At 71.7% G+C, this 20,554-nt stretch carries 16 protein-coding genes; 10 read left to right on the top strand and 6 right to left on the bottom strand.

Going from position 1 to position 20,554, the window contains the following annotated elements:
• Positions 1-6 precede the first annotated feature (6 nt).
• From GFH48_RS15850 to GFH48_RS15840, 3 genes are all read right to left on the bottom strand, one after another.
• The gene (locus tag GFH48_RS15850) at positions 7-255 is read right to left on the bottom strand and encodes a hypothetical protein (RefSeq protein ID WP_153288905.1); all 249 of its coding nucleotides are present in this window, start codon (positions 253-255) and stop codon (positions 7-9) included.
• Positions 252-749: a sigma factor-like helix-turn-helix DNA-binding protein gene (locus tag GFH48_RS15845; RefSeq protein ID WP_153288904.1), complete on the bottom strand. Its 498-nt coding sequence runs from the start codon at positions 747-749 to the stop codon at positions 252-254. The genes GFH48_RS15850 and GFH48_RS15845 overlap by 4 nt, the downstream gene beginning before the upstream one ends.
• A 302-nt stretch (positions 750-1,051) precedes the next feature.
• Positions 1,052-1,555 (bottom strand): MarR family winged helix-turn-helix transcriptional regulator, encoded by a 504-nt coding sequence (locus GFH48_RS15840; RefSeq protein WP_194280854.1) that lies wholly within the window; start codon positions 1,553-1,555, stop codon positions 1,052-1,054.
• A gap of 164 nt (positions 1,556-1,719) precedes the next feature.
• On the opposite strand from GFH48_RS15840, the gene ilvA reads away from it, so the two are divergent.
• From ilvA to GFH48_RS15825, 3 genes are all read left to right on the top strand, one after another.
• Complete coding sequence (gene ilvA / locus GFH48_RS15835) at positions 1,720-2,949, top strand: threonine ammonia-lyase (RefSeq protein ID WP_153288903.1); 1,230 nt, start codon at positions 1,720-1,722, stop codon at positions 2,947-2,949.
• Positions 2,950-3,189: 240 nt separating this feature from the next.
• Entirely contained in the window at positions 3,190-4,200 is a 1,011-nt protein-coding gene (locus GFH48_RS15830; RefSeq protein WP_153288902.1) for an ATP-binding cassette domain-containing protein, read from the top strand.
• Positions 4,197-5,048, top strand: a complete 852-nt coding sequence (locus GFH48_RS15825) for an ABC transporter permease (RefSeq protein ID WP_153288901.1) — start codon at positions 4,197-4,199, stop codon at positions 5,046-5,048. Before GFH48_RS15830 ends, GFH48_RS15825 begins: the two co-directional genes overlap by 4 nt.
• Positions 5,049-5,229: 181 nt before the next feature.
• Here GFH48_RS15825 and greA read toward each other — a convergent pair whose 3' ends face one another.
• Positions 5,230-5,727, bottom strand: coding sequence for a transcription elongation factor GreA (greA, locus tag GFH48_RS15820; RefSeq protein ID WP_153288900.1), 498 nt, complete (start codon positions 5,725-5,727; stop codon positions 5,230-5,232).
• 179 nt (positions 5,728-5,906) lie between these two features.
• Positions 5,907-6,305 (bottom strand): DUF4307 domain-containing protein, encoded by a 399-nt coding sequence (locus tag GFH48_RS15815; protein WP_153288899.1) that lies wholly within the window; start codon positions 6,303-6,305, stop codon positions 5,907-5,909.
• A 208-nt stretch (positions 6,306-6,513) separates the two neighbouring features.
• Here GFH48_RS15815 and mca point away from each other — a divergent pair, with 208 nt between their 5' ends.
• The gene (gene mca / locus GFH48_RS15810; RefSeq protein ID WP_194280853.1) at positions 6,514-7,374 is read left to right on the top strand and encodes a mycothiol conjugate amidase Mca; all 861 of its coding nucleotides are present in this window, start codon (positions 6,514-6,516) and stop codon (positions 7,372-7,374) included.
• A complete protein-coding gene (locus tag GFH48_RS15805; RefSeq protein WP_153288897.1) occupies positions 7,367-7,627 on the top strand; it encodes a hypothetical protein in 261 nt (86 codons plus the stop codon). Before mca ends, GFH48_RS15805 begins: the two co-directional genes overlap by 8 nt.
• A 602-nt stretch (positions 7,628-8,229) precedes the next feature.
• Here GFH48_RS15805 and GFH48_RS15800 read toward each other — a convergent pair.
• Positions 8,230-11,430 carry a tetratricopeptide repeat protein gene (locus GFH48_RS15800; protein ID WP_153288896.1) on the bottom strand — a complete coding sequence of 1,067 codons (3,201 nt, stop codon included), beginning with the start codon at positions 11,428-11,430 and terminating at the stop codon, positions 8,230-8,232.
• Between the two features lie 150 nt (positions 11,431-11,580).
• Between GFH48_RS15800 and GFH48_RS15795 the strand changes: the two genes are divergently transcribed.
• The 5 genes from GFH48_RS15795 to GFH48_RS15775 all read left to right on the top strand — a co-directional run bounded on the left by GFH48_RS15795 (position 11,581) and on the right by GFH48_RS15775 (position 20,536).
• A complete protein-coding gene (locus GFH48_RS15795; protein WP_153288895.1) occupies positions 11,581-13,605 on the top strand; it encodes a thioredoxin domain-containing protein in 2,025 nt (674 codons plus the stop codon).
• 252 nt (positions 13,606-13,857) lie between these two features.
• Positions 13,858-15,063 (top strand): glycosyltransferase, encoded by a 1,206-nt coding sequence (locus GFH48_RS15790; RefSeq protein ID WP_153292927.1) that lies wholly within the window; start codon positions 13,858-13,860, stop codon positions 15,061-15,063.
• A 189-nt stretch (positions 15,064-15,252) separates the two neighbouring features.
• Positions 15,253-16,914, top strand: a complete 1,662-nt coding sequence (locus tag GFH48_RS15785; RefSeq protein ID WP_153288894.1) for an ArnT family glycosyltransferase — start codon at positions 15,253-15,255, stop codon at positions 16,912-16,914.
• Entirely contained in the window at positions 16,911-18,128 is a 1,218-nt protein-coding gene (locus GFH48_RS15780) for a glycosyltransferase (RefSeq protein ID WP_153288893.1), read from the top strand. The genes GFH48_RS15785 and GFH48_RS15780 overlap by 4 nt, the downstream gene beginning before the upstream one ends.
• A 143-nt stretch (positions 18,129-18,271) precedes the next feature.
• Positions 18,272-20,536, top strand: coding sequence for a galactose oxidase-like domain-containing protein (locus GFH48_RS15775; protein WP_407698713.1), 2,265 nt, complete (start codon positions 18,272-18,274; stop codon positions 20,534-20,536).
• Positions 20,537-20,554: the final 18 nt, after the last annotated feature.

Below are 20,554 nucleotides of genomic sequence, written 5' to 3'. Positions count from 1 at the left end.
CTCCGGTCACCAGCCCGTCAGCGGTGGAGTCGTCTGGGACGGCGGCTCCACCCAGGGCCGGGCCGTCACCGCCCAGACGACGAAGGCCACGGTCGCCGCGAACAGCAGCAGCCACAGCAGGCGCCGGGCCAGCGTCCTGCGGCGCAGCATGTGGCTCCCGAGGCGCACGGCCTCCGCGTACAGGTCGGGCGGCACCCTGGGCGGCGTCCGCTCCAGCAGCCGCCGTACGGCCGACTCGCGTTCGTGCAGGCTCATGTGGGTGCCACCTCCGCCACCGCCGGGGCCGGTCCGCGCGGCGGGTGGAGCAGGTTCACCGTCGCGCGGGCGCAGATCGCTCTGACGCGTTCCGTGGGCAGCCCGAGCAGGGCCGCGGCCTGTTCCTCGGCGACACCCTCGTACAGCCGCAGGACCAGGATCAGCCGCTCCTGGGGTGTCAGCGCCGCCAGGGCGCCGCCGGGGGCGGGGCGGGCGCGTCCGAAGCCCCCGTGGTGGTGCCAGGCGCCGCGTGCGAAGCGCACGGCGAGGTGCTGGCGGGCCCGGTCGTACGGGTCCTCGCCGCGCAGCCGGTCCCAGGAGGCGTACGTGTGGGCCAGCGCCAGTGTCAGCAGGCGCCGCGCGCGGGGGTTGGCCTCCGGCGGCTCCGCCGTGAGCAGCGTCGCGGCATGCAGCAGCCGCCCTGCCGCGCCCGCGACGAATGCCTCGAACTCCCGGGCCCGGCGGGCACCTTGGGACGCACGCCGTTCTCGCAACACGCCTCCCGCCCGAGGGCGACCCTGAGGGGAACGAGGCTCCGGCCGCGTACGACGGACCGCACCGCGTGCGACAGGAGCCCGGTCTCATATGAGGCCAGACGTGGCCTTCCGGTCAAGAGCCCGGCGCACATCACGCGCGCGAGCGCCCGCGCGCGTCACGCGCGCGTGGTGGTGACACGGGCACCGGGGCCCCAGGTGGTCGGCGCGGCTCCGGGAGGTCCGCGGAGCCCGCGAGGCCGGAGCGAGGCGCGGGCCGGGTGAGGGGACCGCGGGGGGAGTAGACGGGTGAGGGAGGGGCGTCAGGACGTCGGCCCGTCCGGCGACACGACTCCCGTGGTCGTCATCCGGGCCGAGAGAGCGCCATTGAAGCGCATGAGGAGCGCGCAGAAGACCTCGCGCTCCTGCGGCTCCCAGTCGTCCGTCAGTTCGGCCATCAACTGGCGCCTGGAGGAGCGCACTTCCTCGAGGCGGGCGTGCCCGCGCGGCGACAGCTGGAGCACCACGGCGCGACCGTCCTCCGGGTGCGAGGTGCGCTTGACGAGGCCGGTGTCGACCAGCGGCGCCACCTGCCGGGTGACCGTCGAGGAGTCGATGCCCATGCTCGCGGCGAGCGCCTTGACGCCCATCGGGCCTTCCTTGTCGAGGCGGTTGAGCAGCAGGTACGCGGCACGGTCCATGGAGTTGCGCACCTGCCCCACCCCGCCGAGCCGGGTCTGTTCGGCACGGCGCGCGAACACCGCGACCTCGTGCTGCAGAGTTTCGAGAAGGCCGGTGTCACCGACGGTCGTCATGTCCATCGACATCTCTGGTGTTGTGGGCATGGCCGGGGGCTCAATTCATGCGTGGGGAGCTGGGTTGGGGGACAGGGTACGCGGCCGGGAGGCGGGTCGTACCGGCGCTGCGGAAACCAGTCTCGGAGGGTGGTCACACAAGGAGCGCGCATGCGTGAACTGCGAGACTGGTGGTCATGAGCTACAGCACCGCTGACTCCTTGCCCAGGGTGACGTCGGACGACGTACGAGGCGCCCAGAAGATGTTGTCGGGCGTGGCGCGGATGACCGCGATGGAGGGCAGCCGGTACCTGTCCCAGCTGGTCGGCGCCCCGGTGCACCTCAAGTGCGAGAACCTCCAGCGGACCGGTTCGTTCAAATTGCGTGGCGCGTACGTGCGGATCGCGGGGCTCCTCCCGGAGGAGCGCGCGGCCGGTGTGGTGGCGGCGAGTGCCGGGAACCACGCGCAGGGCGTGGCCCTCGCGTCCTCGCTGCTGGGCGTGCGATCCACGGTCTTCATGCCGACCGGGGCCCCGCTGCCGAAGGTCGCGGCCACCCGTGACTACGGGGCCGAGGTGAGGCTGCACGGCCAGGTGGTCGACGAGACGCTGGCCGCGGCCCAGGAGTACGCGGCCGCCACGGGGGCGGTGTTCATCCACCCCTTCGACCACCCCGACATCATCGCGGGCCAGGGCACGGTCGGCCTGGAGATCCTGGAGCAGTGTCCGGAGGTGGGCACGATCGTCGTCGGGATCGGCGGCGGCGGGCTGGCGGCGGGTGTCGCGGTCGCGGTGAAGTCGGTCCGCCCCGACGTGCGGATCATCGGTGTGCAGGCGGCCGGAGCCGCGGCGTACCCGCCCTCGCTGGCGGCGGGCCGGCCGGTGCCGGTCGCGAACCCGGCGACGATGGCCGACGGCATCAAGGTCGGACGGCCGGGAGACGTGCCGTTCGAGATCATCCGCGACCTCGTGGACGAGGTCCGCACGGTCTCGGAGAACAGCCTGTCCAGTGCGCTGCTGCTCTGTCTGGAGCGGGCGAAGCTGGTCGTCGAGCCGGCGGGCGCGAGCCCCGTGGCGGCGCTGCTGCAGGAGCCGGACACCTTCGAGGGGCCGGTCGTCGCGGTGCTGTCCGGCGGCAACGTGGACCCGCTGCTGATGCAGCGCATCCTGCGGCACGGCATGGCGGCGAGCGGCCGCTACCTCGCGGTCACGCTCCGCCTGACGGACCGTCCCGGAGCCCTGGCCACACTTCTCGGGGTGTTGTCAGTGGCGGACGCTAACGTCCTCGACGTGAGCCACGTACGGACCGATCCCCGGCTCGGGCTCACGGAGGTGGAGGTCGAGCTGCACCTGGAGACGAAGGGTCCGGAGCACTGCGCCGAGGTCGGCCGCGCCCTGCGCGAGGCGGGCTACACGGTCATCGACTGAGGCCGAGGGCAGGTCTGGCCGGCTGGGATCCGCTTTCGTCGTCCAGTGGAAAAATCTGTTGAGCAACGCGATACATCGCGTTACGGTGTGTCCTCCGTCCGCCCCGCGTGACGGGGTGAAGCGGACATACGACGAACCTGCGCAAATCGCTGGAAAGCCATAAATCATCAGAACTCGGCAGAACTCAGCAGAAGCAACCAGTACTCAGAGTGAAAATCCCCGAAGACGTGGAGAACTCACATGCCAGGCGCCATCTACGCCGAAGGTCTGGTCAAGACCTTCGGTGACGTAAAGGCTCTGGACGGCGTCGACCTCGATGTACCCGAGGGCACCGTCCTGGGCCTCCTCGGGCCGAACGGCGCGGGCAAGACCACCGCCGTCCGCTGCCTGACGACCCTGCTGCGACCCGACAGCGGAAAGGCGGTCGTGGCCGGTGTCGACGTGCTCAAGCACCCCGACGCGGTACGGCGCAGGGTCGGCCTGTCCGGACAGTTCGCCGCGGTCGACGAGTACCTGACCGGCCGCGAGAACCTCCAGATGGTCGGCAGGCTCTACCAGATGCGGGCGAAGGCCGCGAAGGAACGGGCCGTCGAGCTGCTCGACCAGTTCCATCTGACGGACGCGGCCGACCGCACCGCGAAGACCTACTCGGGCGGCATGCGCCGCCGGCTCGACCTGGCCGCCGCGCTGGTCGTCTCACCGCCGGTGATGTTCATGGACGAGCCGACGACGGGCCTCGACCCGCGCAACCGCCAGCAGCTGTGGGGGGTCATCAAGCAGCTGGTCTCCGGCGGTACGACGCTCCTGCTGACCACCCAGTACCTGGAGGAGGCCGACCACCTCGCGCACGACATCTGCGTGGTCGACCAGGGCCGCGTCATCGCCCGCGGCACCGCCGACGAGCTCAAGGCACGGACCGGCGGTGAGCGCGTGGAGGTCGTCGTGCACGAGCGCGAACACATGGCGACCGCCGCCGGGGTGCTGCGCGGTTTCGGCAAGGGCGAGACCACCGTCGAGGAGCACACCCGCAAGCTCACCGTCCCCGTCACCGGTGGCGCGAAGCTCCTCGCGGAGGTCATCCGCGAGCTGGACGGCCGCGGTATCGAGATCGACGACATCGGCCTGCGCCGGCCCACCCTCGACGACGTCTTCCTCTCCCTCACCGGCCATGTGGCCGAGGTGAAGGAAGAGGAGAGCGACGAGGCGGCGGACGTGAAGGGCCGCAAGGCGAAGAAGGAGTCCGCGAAGTGAGTGCCGTGACAGACACCGCCCCGGTGGCGGTCCCCAAGGGAGTCCTCGGCCAGTCCGTGCGCGACTCCCTGGTCATCGCCCACCGGAATCTGATCCGCATGGCCCGGATTCCCGAGATGCTCATTTTCGGGCTGATCCAGCCCATCATGTTCGTCGTCCTGTTCACCTACGTGTTCGGCGGCTCGATCCAGATCGGCTCGTCCAGCACCACCCAGGCCTACCGCGAGTTCCTGATGGCCGGCATCTTCGCCCAGACCGTCACGTTCGCCACGGCCGGTGCGGGCGCCGGTATCGCGGACGACATGCACAAGGGGCTCATCGACCGCTTCCGCTCCCTGCCCATGGCACGTGGCGCGGTGCTGACCGGCCGCACCATCGCCGACCTGGTACAGACCGCACTCACCCTCGTCGTCCTCGCGGTCGTCGCCGTGATCGTCGGATGGCGCACCCACGAGAACTTCGGCAAGGTGCTCGCCGGATTCGGCCTGCTCCTGCTTCTGGGGTACGCGTTCTCGTGGATCGGTGCCCTCATCGGCCTGTCCGTGCGCACTCCCGAAGCGGCGACCTCGGGCGGCCTGATCTGGCTGTTTCCGCTGACATTCATCTCGAACGCGTTCGTGGACGCGAACCAGATGCCGTCCTTCCTGCGCCACATCGCGGAGTGGAACCCGTTCAGCGCCACCGTGCAGGCGTGCCGCGAGCTGTTCGGCAACCTTCCGCCGGGCTTCCGGACGCCCGACGCCTGGCCCATGCAGCACCCGGTGTGGGCCTCGCTGATCTGGTCGGTCCTGATCATCCTGGTCTTCCGGACCCTGGCCGTACGCAAGTACCGGTCCGCCGGGGCGTGACCCGGGCGCCGGCCGGAGTCCGGGGCCCGGCGTGGGCCGCCGGGCCGGTCCCCGGTGACAGGGGCCCGGACATGACGGTGCCCCCGGCGCGGGCCGGGGGCACCGTCGGAGCGAAGGGTCCGGGACCGGAGTGCCGTCCGTGCCCGGTCGGGGGCTCGGCCCTGGCGAGGCCCGGGGCTGCTCAGCCCTGGTAGGGCACGGCCTTGAGGATCTTCACCGAGGCGAGCTTGCCGTTCGGCAGCTCGTACCGCGCGTCCTCGCCGACCTTCTTGCCGTTCACGCCGGACCCCAGGGGGGACTGCGGCGAGTACGTCTCGATGTCGGCGCTGGCGTACTCGCGCGAGGCGAGCAGGAAGTCCAGCGTGTCGTCCTCGTCACCGTCGAACGCGATGGTGACGACCATGCCGGGGGCGACCACGCCGTCCGCCGCGGGGGCCTCGCCCACCTTGGCGTTCTCCAGGAGCTGGGTGAGCTGGCGCACGCGGAGCTCCTGCTTGCCCTGCTCTTCCTTGGCCGCGTGGTACCCGCCGTTCTCCCGCAGGTCGCCCTCCTCGCGCGCGGCCGCGATCTTGCCGGCGATCTCCGTGCGCGCGGGACCAGACAGGTACTCCAGCTCGGCCCTGAGCTGGTTGTACGCCTCCTGGGTCAGCCAGGTGACGTTCTCGCTGGTCTGGGTCACAGGTGCTCCTCGTAGGTACTGGGAATACAAAGCATCGCCCTACCCAGAAGCATGTTCTTTCACGGGTGGGCGAAACCACGAGCCTAACAATTCAGCGGCTCAAGGGGGAGGACATAAGACATCAGAATTACGTCAACCCAGGTCAGAGCGGTTAACGGGGGAGAGGTACCCGGGCGATGTCAGTCGGCGTGGCAGCCGAGCAGCTCCGCCGTGCTGCCGCGAGAGGTCGTACGGAGCGTGACGACCTTGTCGATGCGCGAGGCGTCCTGGTCGAAGCGGAAGTCCGCGCGGCCCACCTCCGCGCCGTCCGCGCTCTGCGAGCGCAGGGTGCAGTAGCCGTGCGCGTCCGCGTCCTTGTGCACCTCCAGGTGCACCTGGACCGAGTCGGCGGACGCGTCGAAGGTGATCACCTGGGCGCTGATCTTGTTCTCGCCGACGTAGTAGTAGGCGAACCAGCCGATCAGGGCGAGGACGACGATTCCCAGCACGCTGCCGAGGATCTTGAGTTTCCGGTCGGCGCGCTCGTCCGCGGAGCGGCCGTACCGGCCCTCGGGCAGCTGCGTGCGCGCCGTACTCATGATCGTCCTCTCGGCAGGGCCGGGACCGAGGCCTGGCCGCGGTCCTGGGAGGGGCCCGGGGAACGGGGCCCCCGGAATTATTCGCCCCCCGATTCCGTCACTATAGAAGCCGCCCATCGCGCTGATTCACGCCGGGCGCCGACAGCCGACCTACCCAGGCGACAGCCGACTGACCGAGGATTGTGTCTTGACTGACCAGCTGCGACTGATGGCCGTGCACGCCCACCCCGACGACGAGTCGAGCAAGGGCGCGGCCACCATGGCGAAGTACGTGTCCGAGGGGGTGGACGTGCTGGTCGTGACCTGCACGGGCGGGGAGCGCGGCTCCATCCTCAACCCCAAGCTCCAGGGCGACAAGTACATCGAGGAGCACATCCACGAGGTACGCAAGAAGGAGATGGACGAGGCCCGCGAGATCCTCGGCGTCAAGCAGGAGTGGCTCGGCTTCGTCGACTCGGGCCTGCCCGAGGGCGACCCGCTGCCGCCGCTGCCCGAGGGCTGTTTCGCGCTCGAGGACGTGGACAAGGCGGCCGGTGAGCTGGTCAGGCAGATCCGCTCGTTCCGTCCCCAGGTGATCACCACCTATGACGAGAACGGCGGCTATCCGCACCCCGACCACATCATGACCCACAAGATCTCGATGGTGGCCTTCGAGGGCGCGTCGGACACCGAGAAGTACCCGGAGTCCGAGTACGGCACGGCCTTCCAGCCGCAGAAGCTCTACTACAACCAGGGCTTCAACCGTCCGCGCACCGAGGCGCTGCACAACGCGCTGCTGGACCGCGGCCTGGAGTCGCCGTACGGGGACTGGCTGAAGCGCTGGAGCGAGTTCGAGCGCACCGAGCGCACGCTGACCACGCATGTTCCGTGTGCCGAGTTCTTCGAGATCCGGGACAAGGCGCTGATCGCGCACGCCACCCAGATCGACCCCGACGGCGGCTGGTTCAAGGTCCCCATGGAGATCCAGAAGGAGGTCTGGCCGACCGAGGAGTACGAGCTCGCGACGTCCCTCGTCGATACCTCCCTCCCCGAGGACGACCTCTTTGCGGGCATCCGCGACAATGCCTGACATGAGCGCAAGCCTGGCACTGACGCACCTCGTCCCCCTCGCCAAGGAGGTCGACCAGAACAAGGTCACCCCCGGCGTCCTCGGCTTCATCGTCTTCGCGGTGATGGCCCTGGCCGTGTGGGGTCTGATGAAGTCCATGAACCGCCGACTGGGCAAGGTCACCTTCGAGGAGGACGCGGGGAAGGACACCGCGGCCACCGGCAAGGGGACCGGCGGCCCGGTGGGCGGTAAGGCCTCCCCCGCGAAGGGCTGAGCCTCCGGCGCGTCCGCTCCGCGTGGCGCGAGTGGTCCGCGGAGCGCGAGCGGTCCGCGGGGAGGGCCGTCGGGTCCGTGTATCGCGTCCTCCCGGACGGCCGGGGGGACGCGCCCGTGCGGCCGCTCCTCCGAGTGAGGACGCCCGGACGCGTGGACACCGGCCCGGGCCACGCCGGGGGCCGCCTCACGGACACGACGTCCCCGGGCGCGCCCTCGTCGATCACCTGTGCCCGCACGCGGCTTGGTCGATGACTCGTGCCCGCACGTGACTTCGTCGATCACCTGTCCCCGTACGGCCTCGTCGATCACCCGTGTTCACGCGGCCTCGACGATCCCGCGTGCCCGCACCGCCTGGTCGGCACGGGCGATCGCCCGTGCCCCGCGGTCCCGCTGAACGGACCATGCGGCGGACCTCACCGGAGTCCCTCGCGCGCGTCGCGGGTCCCGCCCGACGAGGGCGGCGGGCGGCGGAGTCCCCCGCGCACCCTCGTACGCCTCGGCGGCCCTTGTGCGCCTCAGCGACCCCCGTCGCCTCAGCGGCCCCCGTACCCCTCAGCGGCCCTCGACGCACGCCCCTTGGCCGGCGAGCGCCCCCGGGCCCTAAGGAGCCGTCCCGACCGTCACCCCCATGACCTCCCGGGCATGCCGGTTGGGCACCATCCGCAGGCGCCAGGCCTGCCAGCCCGCGTCCAGGTCGACCCCGCGTTCGAGCAGGAGCTGGTACGCCTCGACGTAGTCGTCGAGCTTTCCGTCGCGCAAGGGGTGGCCGGAGCGGGAGAGCTGGGCCAGTTCCTCCAGGGCGACGGCGCTGCCCACTTCCAGGCCGCCCGCGGACGCGTACGGCAGCAGGGTGCACCTCAGGAACCTCGCCCAGTCCTCGCCCCGCCGGTCGCCGTACGAGGCGAACAGCCCGGCCGCCTCGTCGCACAGCGCGAGGGCCTGTGGCGTACGGGCGTTGCCGGCGTCGACCACCGCCAGTTCCAGGCACGTCCACGCCTCACCGTGCGCCACGCCGATCCGCTGGAAGTCGGCCCGCGCGTCCACCAGCAGCTGGCGGGCGAAGCCCGAGTTGCGCAGCGAGCCGGTCTGCGCGGCGCGCTGGTCACGGGTGACGCGGGCCGAGTGGTGGCGTGCGCACGCGAGCCCGTAGACGTCCCGCATCCGGGAGAACATCGAGCGGGAGCGCTCCAGCTCACGGACCGCGCGGTCCAGGTCGCCGGTCTCCTCCAGGGCCTGGCCCAGGTAGTACACCGTCCAGGCCTCCCCGCGCGCGTCCTCGTTCTCCCGGTGCCGGGAGGTCGCCTGGCGCAGGCCCGTGACCGCGGTGGACGGGTCGCCGTCGACGAGACGGGCGCGGGCCAGCTGCGTCAGGGCCCAGGCCTCGCCGCGGGCGTCGCGGGTCCGCCCGTACAGATCGAGGGCCGCGCGCAGCTCCCGCTCCGCGCGCGGCACGTCGCCCATGCGCAGGCCCAGCTGGCCGAGCTGGAAGTGGGCCCAGGCCTCGCCGTGCACGGACTCGCCCTCGTGGTGCAGGACCAGGGCCTCGGTGAGCAGGGCCAGCGCCGTGGCGATCCGGCCGCGGTCGCGTTCCACCGCGGCCAGCGCGTGCATCGTCCAGGCGCGGTCCGCCGCGAGGTCGGGGGAGACCTGCAGGTCCATGGCCTCCTGGAGCCTGGCCGCCGCCTCGGTGAGGTTGCCCTGGTGGTGCAGGGTGATGCCGAGCGAGCACAGGGCGCGGGCCGCGCCCGCGTCGTGATGCGCCTCGAAGTAGAGGTTCACCACGGACGACAGGGTGGTGTGGGCCTTGTCCAGCTCACCGAGCTGGCGGGCCGCGATGCCGGTGCGCCACTGGACGGAGCGGACCAGCAGTCCCTGGTCGACGGCCTGCGTCAGCTCGCTGATCTCGCCCAGGCGGTAGAGGTCGCCGCGCAGCAGGCAGTAGTCGCACAGGGCGCCCAGAAGGTGCAGCACGGCCGCCTGGTCCACGCCCTCCGCGTGCCGCAGCGCCGCCGTGATGAAACTGGACTCGTCGTCCAGCCAGCGCAGGGCCGCGTCGAGGGAGGTGAAGCCCTGCGGGCCGAACTGGTCGGCCCGGGTGGACGTCTTGCCGTCGACCAGCCGGATCACCGAGTCCGCCAGCTCCGCGTAGTTCACGATCAGGCGTTCCTGCGCCGCCGTCCGCTCGGCGGGTTCCTCCTCGTCCAGCAGCCGGGCCTGGGCGAAGGCCCGGACGAGGTCGTGCAGGCGGTAGCGGCTGCCGCGGACGTGGTCGATCAGGCCCGCCCGCGCCAGTGCCGTCAGGTGCCGGGTCGCTTCCGGTTCGTCCGTCGCCAGCAGGGATGCCGCCGCCGCGGTGCCCAGCGAGGCCCGGCCGGCGAGGGCCAGCCGGCGCAGCAGCCGCCGTGCCGCGTCGGTCTGGTCCGTGTAGCGCAGCCACAGCGCCCGTTCGACCGGCTCCACGGGACCGTACGCCCCGAGGTCGGCGGCGAGTCGGCGTGAGGTGCGGGGGCCGAGCGAGGAACCCGCGAGGCGCAGGGCCAGCGGGAGGCCGCCGCACAACTCCCGCACCCGGTCGGAGGCCTCGGCGTCGTAGGGGTCCGACGCGTCCTGGGCCGCCGCGTTCAGCAGTTCCTCGCCGCCCGCCGCGTCGAGCGCCTCGACCGGGAGCTGGTGCACCCGGGCGGGGAGGTCGGCGGGCAGGTCGAGCGCGGTGCGGGCGGTGACCAGGACCAGGCTCTCCGAGCGTTCCGGGACCAGGGTGCGCACCTGCTCGGCGTCCGAGGCGTCGTCGAGCACGATCGTGACCGGCAGACCCGTCAGATGCTGGTGGTACAGCTCGCTGAGCCGTCTGACCTGCTGGTCGGGTGAGGAACGCTCGCGGAAGAGGAGCTGCTCGCGGGGTGCGCCAAGCCGGTTGAGGAGGTGGAGGAGGGCGTCGCGGGTGGTCAGGGGCGGTTCCTCGGTGCTGTCGCCGCGCAGGTCGACCACGCACGCGCCCCGGAACTGGTCCCGCAGGCTGTGCGCCGCCCGGATCGCGAGGGCGCTGCGGCCGGAGCCGGGCGCGCCGTGCAGCACCACCACCGTCGGTTTCGACTCGGTGCCGGCGCGTGCCGCGTGCACCCACTGGGCGACCCGTGCCAGTTCGGTCCGGCGCCCCGCGAACGGACCGGCGGGTTCGGGCAGCTGCCCGAACGACTGCTCGAGGACGCTGCGGCGGCGTGCGGCCGCGCTCTTGTCGGTGCGGCGCAGCTGCGGCGCGCCCTGCTTCGCGCCCGCGGAGGCGCTGACCACCCGCTGCTGGTCGAGGAAGGGCCGGATGCCGCGGACCTCCAAGGCGGTCAGCCACTGGAGGCGCAGCTGCTCGGCACCGCCGGGCAGGCCCAGCGCTCCGGCCCGGCGGCTCGCGGCCGGCACGTGGGCGGCCGTCACCTTGAGCACGGTGGCCGCGGCGGCCACCACCGCGACCGTCGCTCCCGCGCCGACCGCCGTGCCCGTGCCGGTGCCCAGCGCCAGGTCCGCCGCGCAGGCGGCGACGGCGGCAACGACCGCCACCAGCAACGGAGTTCCGGCACCGTCCCGGGCGTAGCGCTGTGCGAACGTCAGCCGGCCGGCGTCCGCCGCGTCGAGGGCGCGGGTGTAGGCGCCGTACTCCTCGGCGGCGGCCCGGCCGAGGGTGTCGAGTTCGGCGCGGGCCCGTGACAGAAGCACGGTCCCGTCCGTACGTCCGCCCGAGCGCCGTACCTCTTCCTCGACGGCCCGGGCCAGCAGCCGTTCGGCCTCCGCCCGATGGCTGTCCCGCATCTCGCGTCCCCCTCCGGCGGCAACTCCCTTGTGGTCAAGTGTCCTTGGTGGGGGACGTGAGCGCGAGAGGGCGGCGATCACCGGCGGGCGGGACGCGCCCGGTGCAGCGGCACTTCTCCGCCGTGCCGGACGGCGTGGGAGAGTGGAAGCGTGAACCGACTGGCCCATGAGACGTCCCCGTATCTGCTGCAGCACGCCGACAATCCCGTCGACTGGTGGCCGTGGTCGGCCGAGGCCTTCGACGAGGCACGCGAGCGGGGCGTCCCGGTCCTGCTGAGTGTCGGCTACAGCAGTTGTCACTGGTGTCATGTCATGGCTCACGAGTCCTTCGAGGACGAGACGACGGCCGCGTATCTGAACGAGCACTTCGTGAGCGTCAAGGTGGACCGCGAGGAGCGCCCGGACGTCGACGCGGTCTACATGGAGGCCGTGCAGGCGGCGACCGGCCAGGGCGGCTGGCCGATGACGGTCTTCCTGACACCCGAGGCGGAGCCCTTCTACTTCGGGACCTACTTCCCGCCCGCCCCCCGCCACGGCATGCCGGGCTTCCGCCAGATCCTGGAGGGCGTGCACGGCGCCTGGACCGAGCGGCGCGAGGAGGTCGCCGAGGTCGCGGAGAAGATCGTGCGGGACCTCGGCGGGCGCGAGATGAGCTTCGGGGACGACCGGGTGCCCGGCGAGGAGGAGCTGGCCGGGGCCCTGCTCGGGCTCACCCGGGAGTACGACGCGAGCCGCGGCGGTTTCGGCGGCGCGCCCAAGTTCCCGCCGTCCATGGTCGTGGAGTTCCTGCTCCGCCACCACGCCCGCACCGGCTCCGAGGGCGCCCTCCAGATGGCGCGGGACACCTGTGAGCGGATGGCGCGCGGCGGTATCTACGACCAGCTCGGCGGGGGGTTCGCCCGGTACTCCGTCGACCGTGAGTGGGTGGTCCCGCACTTCGAGAAGATGCTGTACGACAACGCGCTGCTCTGCCGTGTCTACGCGCACCTCTGGCGCGCCACCGGCTCCGAGCTCGCCCGCCGTGTCGCGCTGGAGACCGCCGACTTCATGGTGCGTGAACTGCGCACCGCCGAGGGCGGGTTCGCTTCCGCGCTCGACGCCGACAGCGACGACGGGAGCGGCCGGCACGTCGAGGGCGCGTACTACGTGTGGACGCCCGCGCAGCTGCGCGAGGTCCTGGGGGACGACGCCGAACTCGCCGCCGAGTACTTCGGGGTGACCGCGGAGGGCAGCTTCGAGGAGGGTTCCTCGGTGCTGCAACTTCCGCAGCAGGAAGGCGTGTTCGACGCCGAGAAGGTGGCCGGCGCGCGCCGTCTGCTGTTGGCCGCCCGGTCGGAGCGTCCGGCGCCCGGCCGTGACGACAAGGTCGTGGCCGCGTGGAACGGGCTCGCCGTCGCCGCGCTCGCCGAGACCGGCGCGTACTTCGACCGCCCCGACCTGGTGGACGCCGCGATCGGCGCCGCGGACCTCCTCGTGCGTCTGCACATGGACGACCGGGCGCGGCTGACCCGTACCAGCCGGGACGGGCGTGCCGGTGCGAACGCCGGGGTGCTGGAGGACTACGCCGACGTCGCGGAGGGCTTCCTCGCGCTGGCCTCGGTGACCGGTGAGGGCGTCTGGCTGGAGTTCGCCGGGTTCCTCCTCGACCACGTGCTCGCGCAGTTCACCGATCCCGCGTCGGGCGCCCTGTACGACACCGCGGCCGACGCGGAGCGGCTCATCCGCCGCCCCCAGGACCCGACCGACAACGCCACGCCCTCCGGTTGGAGCGCGGCGGCCGGCGCCCTGCTGTCGTACGCCTCGCAGACCGGTTCCGAGCCGCATCGTGTCGCCGCGGAGCGGGCGTTGGGGGTCGTGAAGGCGCTCGGGCCGCGTGCTCCGCGCTTCGTCGGCTGGGGACTCGCGGTCGCCGAGGCGCTGCTCGACGGGCCGCGCGAGGTCGCGGTCGTGGGACCGGCCGGCCACACCATGACCCGGGCGCTGCACCGGACGGCGCTGCTGGGCACCGCGCCGGGGGCCGTCGTCGCCGTGGGCGCTGCGGAGAGTGACGAGCTTCCGCTGCTCGCCGGCCGCCCGCTGGTGGAGGGGGAGCCCGCCGCGTACGTCTGCCGTAACTTCACCTGTGACGCTCCGACAACCGATCCCGAGCGTCTGCGCACCGCTCTGAGCAGCTGAGACGGGCGGTCCTCAACCGCCGTGGACGCGACCGGTGTTCGCCTGTCGCGGCAGTCCGCCCGCGGGTGCGGAAACGCGCTCTTCACCGGGGCATCCCGCGGCCTTCACATATCGCCCATAGTCTCTGCTCCATGACGCGACGGATGTGACGCACCGTCGTGACCGGGGGATTCGGGGATCTGGGGGGATCTGTTGCTCACGTCTGTCTTCACGTCTGTCCTCATCGCTGCCGTTTCGCTGGCCCTCTTCTGGATGGCCGCCTTCACCCTGTGGTGGCAGATGCACGCGTGGCGTACGCCCGAGGTGCTGGCTTCCACCCGCTTCGGCAGACCGGACGGCGGTGACCGGCTCGCCTTCTCGCTGCTCCTGCCGGCCCGCCACGAACAGGCCGTGCTCGACCACACCGTCCAGCGGCTGCTGGAGTCGAGTCACACGGACTTCGAGATCATCGTGATCGTCGGACACGACGATCCCGAGACCACGGAGGTCGCCCGGCGGGCCGCCGCGCGTGACGCACGGGTGCGGGTCGTCGTCGACCGGCACCAGCGGAAGAACAAGCCGAAGGCCATGAACACGGCGCTGCCGCACTGCCGCGGCGACGTCGTGGGAGTCTTCGACGCCGAGGACCAGGTGCATCCGGAGCTGCTCGCCCACGTCGACCACGCGTTTCGCGCGACGGGCGCGGACGTCGTCCAGGGCGGGGTCCAGCTCATCAACTTCAACTCCAGCTGGTACAGCCTGCGCAACTGCCTGGAGTACTTCTTCTGGTTCCGCTCACGGCTCCACCTGCACGCGCAGAAAGGTTTCATCCCACTCGGCGGCAACACCGTGTTCGTCCGGACGGACGTGCTGCGGGAGGCCGGCGGCTGGGATCCCGACTGCCTCGCCGAGGACTGCGACCTGGGGGTCCGCCTGTCCAGCGTCGGCAAGAAGGTCGTCGTCGCCTACGACTGCGACATGGTCACCCGGGAGGAGACCCCCGGCAGCCTGATGTCGCTGCTCAAGCAGCGCACCCGCTGGAACCAGGGCTTCCTCCAGGTCTACCGCAAGAAGGACTGGAGGCAACTGCCGGGATTCGGGCAGCGGTTGCTGGCCCGCTACACGCTCATGACGCCGTATCTCCAGGCGCTCTCCGGTGTGGTCATCCCGCTCAACGTGGCCGTCGCCCTGTTCCTCGATGTGCCCGTCGGCATCGCCTTCACCACCTTCCTGCCGGCCGTGACCGCCCTGGTCACCTTCGTCTTCGAACTCGTCGGGCTGCACGACTTCGGCAGGCAGTACGGACTCCGCGTCCGCTTCGTGCACTACCTCAAGCTCGTCGCGGGCGGCCCCTTCTATCAGGTGCTTCTCGCCGGTGCGGCCGTCCGGGCCGTGTGGCGTGAGCAAAGGGGACGCGACGACTGGGAGTTGACCCGTCACGTCGGCGCGCACCTCATGGAAGCCGAAGCGGTCCGCTAGCGCCGAAGCGACCCGCGGCACCCGAAACGACCCGCCGAAGTCCGAAGCGACCCGCCGGGGTCCGAAGCGGTCGCCGGGGATCCACCCGGCGGACCCGCGCCGGTCCCGCACGCCGTGGTGCCAGGGTCCCCGCCCACGCACGTCCCGAACCTTTCGGCATGTCCCGAAAGTCCCGAGAGGACCTTCCGCGTGACCTCCACTCTTCCCGCGGCGACCACTCCCACGGTCCCCGCGCAACAACGGCCCTCCGGGCCCGGGAACGCCCCCGGCCTCCCCCCGCTCCGGCGGCTGCGCACCTCGCGCGCCGACCTCGCCCTGTGCGGTGCGCTGCTGCTGGCGATCATCGTCGTGCAGGGCTGGAACATCGCCGACTACCCCACCCTCAGCGACGACGAGGGCACCTATCTCGCCCAGGCCTGGGCCGTGCAGCAGGGCAAGGGCCTCGCCCCCTACACGTACTGGTACGACCACCCGCCCCTCGGCTGGATCCAGCTGGCCGCCCTGACCTGGATACCCGCCCACCTCGACCCCTCGCTGATGACGGTCGGCCCGATGCGGATGGCGATGCCCGCGGTCACCGCGGTCAGCGCCGTCCTCCTGTACGTCCTCGCACGCCGTCTCTCGCTGCCGCGCTGGGCGGCCGGGCTCGCGATGGTCCTCTTCGGCCTCTCGCCGCTGTCGGTCGTGCTGCAGCGCGAGATCTTCCTCGACAACATCGCGGTCATGTGGACGCTGCTCGCGTTCTGCCTCGCCGCGTCCCCGAGCCGTCACCTGTGGCACCACTTCGGGGCGGGCGTCGCCGCCGCGGCCGCCGTGCTCACCAAGGAGACGATGCTCGTCGTCCTCCCCGCCCTGCTGGTCACCATGTGGCGCCACGGCCACCGCGACACCCGCAAGTTCGCGCTCACCGGCGCCGTCACCGCCTGCGCCCTGCTCGGCCTCTTCTATCCGCTTTTTGCCCTGCTCAAGGGCGAACTCCTCCCCGGCGCGGGCCATGTCTCGCTCTGGGAGGGCATCACGTACCAGATGAGCCGCCCGGGCTCCGGCTTCGTCCTCGACCCCGGCTCCGGCTCGTACGGAGTCCTGCACTCCTGGCTCTACTACGACCGCGTACTGATCCTCGGCGGCCTCGCCGGAGCCCTGCTCCTCCTGGCCACCTGGCGCTGGTCGGTCACCGCCCGCGCCCTGGCCGGACCCGCGCTCACCGTCGCGATCCTGGCCCTGGTGGCGCTGCGCCCGAGCGGCTACCTGCCCGCGATGTACGTCATCCAGGCGCTGCCGTTCCTCGCGCTGGTCCTCGCCGGTGGCAGCGCGAGCGTGCTCCACGCGGTGCTGCGCCGACGGCGCGGCACCGCGGAGAAGCCCGCCCTCACCTGGGGGCGGCGGGTGACGGCGACCGCGCTCGTGGCGGTGGCCGCCGGGTTCGTCCTGCCGCGCTGGTACGACGGCGACCGCACCGCCGTCACCACCGACGCCAACGTCCCCTACCGGGCGGCGGCTTCCTGGCTGAGGACCGAGGTGCCGGACCCGGCGGGCACCCGGGTCCTGGTGGACGACGCGCTCTGGCTCGACCTGGTGCACGACGGTTACCGGCCCGGCCTCGGGGTCATCTGGTTCTACAAGGCGGACCTCGACCCCGCGGTGACCGCCACGATGCCGGGCGGCTGGAAGGACGTCGACTACGTCGTCGCCTCCCCGACCGTACGGCGCGACGCCGTGGACCTGCCCGACGTCAGGGCGGCCATCGAGCACTCCACACCGGTCGCCACCTTCGGCACGGGCGAGGACCGCATCGAGATCCGGCGGGTCACCGTGAGCACCACCACGTCGAGTACCGGAGGCAGTCGATGAGCAGCTTCGAGAGTACGGTCCCCGGTGAGCTGGGCGAGCCGGCGGTGGGCGCCGCGGAGGTTCCCGAACCGGGTGCGGTCACCATCGTCGTACCGACCTTCAACGAGGCCGGCAACGTCCGCGAACTGCTGCGCCGGATCACCGAGTCGGTACCGGCCCGGCTGCCCTGCGAGGTGGTCTTCGTGGACGACTCCACCGACGACACCCCCGGGGTGATCACCCGGGCCGCGCCGGACTGCTCGTTCCCGGTGACCGTCCTGCACCGCGAACAGCCCGTCGGGGGCCTCGGCGGCGCGGTCGTCGAAGGACTGCGGGCGGCGACCTCGGACTGGATCGTCGTCATGGACGGCGACCTCCAGCACCCGCCGTCCCTGGTACCGGAACTGGTGGCCGCCGGAGAGCGGTCCGGCGCCGGCCTCGTCGTCGCCAGCCGCTACACCAAGGGCGGCAGCCGCGCGGGACTCGCCGGCGGCTACCGCATCGCCGTCTCACGCGGCGCGACCTGGCTGACCAAGACCCTCTTCCCACGCCGGCTGCACGGCATCAGCGACCCGATGAGCGGCTTCTTCGCGATCCGCCGCAGCGCGGTCACCGCCGGCGTCCTCCAGCCACTCGGCTACAAGATCCTGCTCGAACTCGCCGTCCGCAGCCGCCCCCGCCAGGTCACCGAGGTGCCCTTCGTCTTCCAGGACCGGTTCGCGGGCGAGTCCAAGTCGACCGCGCGGGAGGGATTCCGTTTCCTGCGCCACCTCGCCGGGCTGCGCACCGCCTCACCGCTCGCCCGGATGATCGTCTTCGGCCTGATCGGCGCCACCGGCTTCCTGCCCAACCTGCTCGGCCTGTACGCGCTCACCGCCGCCGGCCTGCACTACCTGCCGGCGGAGATCCTCGCCAACCAGTTCGGCGTCGCCTGGAACTTCCTGCTCATCGAGCACCTGCTGTTCCGCGAACGCCGCAGGCACCGGGGCCGGTGGGACCGCGTGGGCCGCTTCGCCCTGCTCGCCAACGCCGATCTGGTCCTGCGCATCCCCCTGATCGCCCTGTTCGTCCACCACTTCGCGATGAGCGCGCTGTCTGCCACCGCCCTGGCCCTGGTGACGACCTTCGTCCTGCGCTTCGCCGGCACCGAGGCGCTGGTCTACCTGCCGCGCCGCGGCCGCGAGGCCCCGGGCGAGAGCGGCGGCGGCAGCCGCGCGGCGAGGAGAGCCGCGTGAGATTCCTGGTGCGACCACGACGCGGAACCTCACTGCTGGCCGTGGCGGCGCTGGCCGCCGGGCTGCTGATCGTCTCGCCGCAGCCCGCCTCGGCCGCGAACCTCGTCACCAATCCAGGCTTCGAGACCGCCGGTACGGACGGCATGCCGTACTGCTGGGAGAAGTCCGGCTGGGGCGACAACGACGTCACGTTCGCCACGGTGAGCGGCTCCCACTCCGGCTCCAAGGCGATGCAGGTCAGCCTGACCCGGCGTGTTGACGGCGACCGCAAGGCGCTGATCACGGAGTCCGCGGCCTGCGCGCCGGTGGTCGCCGCGGGCAGGCAGTACGACTTGGGCCTCTGGTACAGGACGACGACTCCGGATGCCGCCGTCACCGTCTTCCGGCACGACACGACGGCGGGCTGGCAGTACTGGACCGACCTCAAGACCCTGGACATGGCGGCGGCCTGGACCCGGGCGAGCGTCCGTACGCCCGTCGTCCCGGCCGGTACCGACCGGATCACCTGGGGTGTCTCGGTGTACGGCACCGGCTCGGCGACCACCGACGACTACACGATGGAGCAGGTCGTCGACCCGATCCCGCCGGCCACCTGCACCGGTACCGCCGACCAGTGCGCAGACGGCCGCTGGGACGTGCTCCCCACCCAGAACCCGGTGCGCTCCATGCACTCCGTCGTCCTCAACAACGGCAAGGTGCTGCTGATCGCCGGGTCCGGCAACAGCGAGGAGAACTTCGAGGCGGGCACGTTCACCAGCGCGGTCTACGACCCGGTGAACGGCACGTACAAGGTGATCCCCACGCCGAAGGACATGTTCTGCTCGGGGCACGTCCAGCTCGCCGACGGGCGGGTGCTGGTGATGAGCGGCAACAAGGCGTTCCCGGTCGCGGGCGGGCACGGCTACGAGGGGTACAAGGAGTCGTACGTCTTCGACCCCGTCACCGAGACGTACAGCAGGACGAACGACCTGAACGACGGCCACTGGTACCCGTCGGCCACCGAGCTCGGCAACGGTGACGTCATCTCGTTCGGCGGACTGCGCGAGGACTCCACCGGGTCGGTGACGGCCGAGCGCTGGTCGGCGGCGCAGCAGCGGTGGCTGCCGTTCACGCAGGTCGCCCAGACCTGGTCGTACTGGGGTCTGTACCCGTCGATGATCCTGATGCAGGACGGGCGGCTCTTCTACTCCGGCAGCCATGTCTTCGGCGACGGCACCCCGGGTACCGGCTCGGCGATCTACGACTACGACGCCAACACGGTGACGGCGGTGCCGGGGCTGCGGAACAAGGACGAGCGCGACCAGTCCGCCAGCGTGCTGCTGCCCCCGGCCCAGGACCAGAAGGTCCTCACGCTCGGCGGCGGCAACATCGACTCCAACCCGGACGCGAACCGGCTCACCGACGTCATCGACCTCAAGGCCGCGAACCCGGCGTACACGACGGGCCCGCAGATCCCGCAGGGCACCGTCGACCTCGGCGGCGGCAAGGTCCCGGAGACGGGCGGTCAGGGCAAGATGTACGTCTCCGCCGTCCTGCTGCCCGACGGGAAGGTGCTGGAGACGGGCGGCGCTCTGCACAACCGTGCCGGTCCCGTCTTCGAGGCGTCGATCTTCGACCCGGCCTCCTCCACCTTCGATCCGGTGGCCGCCGACCCGGAGGCGCGGGGCTACCACTCCTCCGCGTTCCTGCTGCCCGACGGCCGCGTCATGGCCACCGGCGACAACCCGGGCAACGGCACCTGGAACCACGACGTGTCCCTCTACACGCCGCCCTACCTGCTCAAGGGCACCCGCCCGGCCATCACCTCCCTGATCGACAACGAGTGGGTGTACGGGGACACCCAGCGCATCACGGTCGACCGGCCCGTCGTGAAGGCGGAACTGATCCGGCCCGCCGCGGTGACGCACTCGTCCGACCCCAACCAGCGGTTCGTGGACCTGCCGCTGAGCGTGGACGGCGACAACGTCGACCTCAACGTGACGAGCAACCCCAGCCTGGCGCCACCCGGTTGGTACATGCTCTTCGCGGTCGACGCCAACGGCGTCCCCTCGGTGGCCAGATGGGTGCATCTCCAGGGGCCGTCGGCGCTCGCCGCGGACACCGCCTCGGCGCACGTCCACTCCTTCGCCGACTCCCCGACGGGCACGGTCACCAAGGGCGGCAGGCAACGGAGTTCGCAGAAGGTCCCGACCACGATCTCCGGCTGCGACCGGCACTACGGCACCGTCAACGTCTGTGTGCCGACGGTCTTCCCGGCCGGCGTCGGCAGGGCGACGGCCCCGCGCTGCGCGTGGCTGAAGGCCAACGACTACGGCCGCCTCCGGGTCAACGGCGAGGACGACCCGCTGGGCCTCGACCCGAACCGGGACGGGGTGGCCTGCGGAGCCAAGGACGTGAGGCGCCGCTAGACCACCGCTGGGCCCGCC

It is taken from the genome of Streptomyces fagopyri, assembly GCF_009498275.1.
In the GTDB taxonomy this organism is placed as follows: domain Bacteria; phylum Actinomycetota; class Actinomycetes; order Streptomycetales; family Streptomycetaceae; genus Streptomyces; species Streptomyces fagopyri.
Note: the sequence above shows the minus strand (reverse complement) of the source record. Positions and strands in the feature narration are given on the sequence as shown.

Coding starts and splice junctions, on each gene's coding strand:
- GFH48_RS15850 (WP_153288905.1), bottom strand. CDS start 255: ATGAGCCTGCACGAACGCGAGTCGGCCGTACGGCGGCTGCTGGAGCGG.
- GFH48_RS15840 (WP_194280854.1), bottom strand. CDS start 1,555: ATGTCGATGGACATGACGACCGTCGGTGACACCGGCCTTCTCGAAACT.
- ilvA (WP_153288903.1), top strand. CDS start 1,720: ATGAGCTACAGCACCGCTGACTCCTTGCCCAGGGTGACGTCGGACGAC.
- GFH48_RS15830 (WP_153288902.1), top strand. CDS start 3,190: ATGCCAGGCGCCATCTACGCCGAAGGTCTGGTCAAGACCTTCGGTGAC.
- GFH48_RS15815 (WP_153288899.1), bottom strand. CDS start 6,305: ATGAGTACGGCGCGCACGCAGCTGCCCGAGGGCCGGTACGGCCGCTCC.
- mca (WP_194280853.1), top strand. CDS start 6,514: ATGGCCGTGCACGCCCACCCCGACGACGAGTCGAGCAAGGGCGCGGCC.
- GFH48_RS15805 (WP_153288897.1), top strand. CDS start 7,367: ATGCCTGACATGAGCGCAAGCCTGGCACTGACGCACCTCGTCCCCCTC.
- GFH48_RS15800 (WP_153288896.1), bottom strand. CDS start 11,430: ATGCGGGACAGCCATCGGGCGGAGGCCGAACGGCTGCTGGCCCGGGCC.
- GFH48_RS15790 (WP_153292927.1), top strand. CDS start 13,858: ATGGCCGCCTTCACCCTGTGGTGGCAGATGCACGCGTGGCGTACGCCC.
- GFH48_RS15780 (WP_153288893.1), top strand. CDS start 16,911: ATGAGCAGCTTCGAGAGTACGGTCCCCGGTGAGCTGGGCGAGCCGGCG.
- GFH48_RS15775 (WP_407698713.1), top strand. CDS start 18,272: ATGCCGTACTGCTGGGAGAAGTCCGGCTGGGGCGACAACGACGTCACG.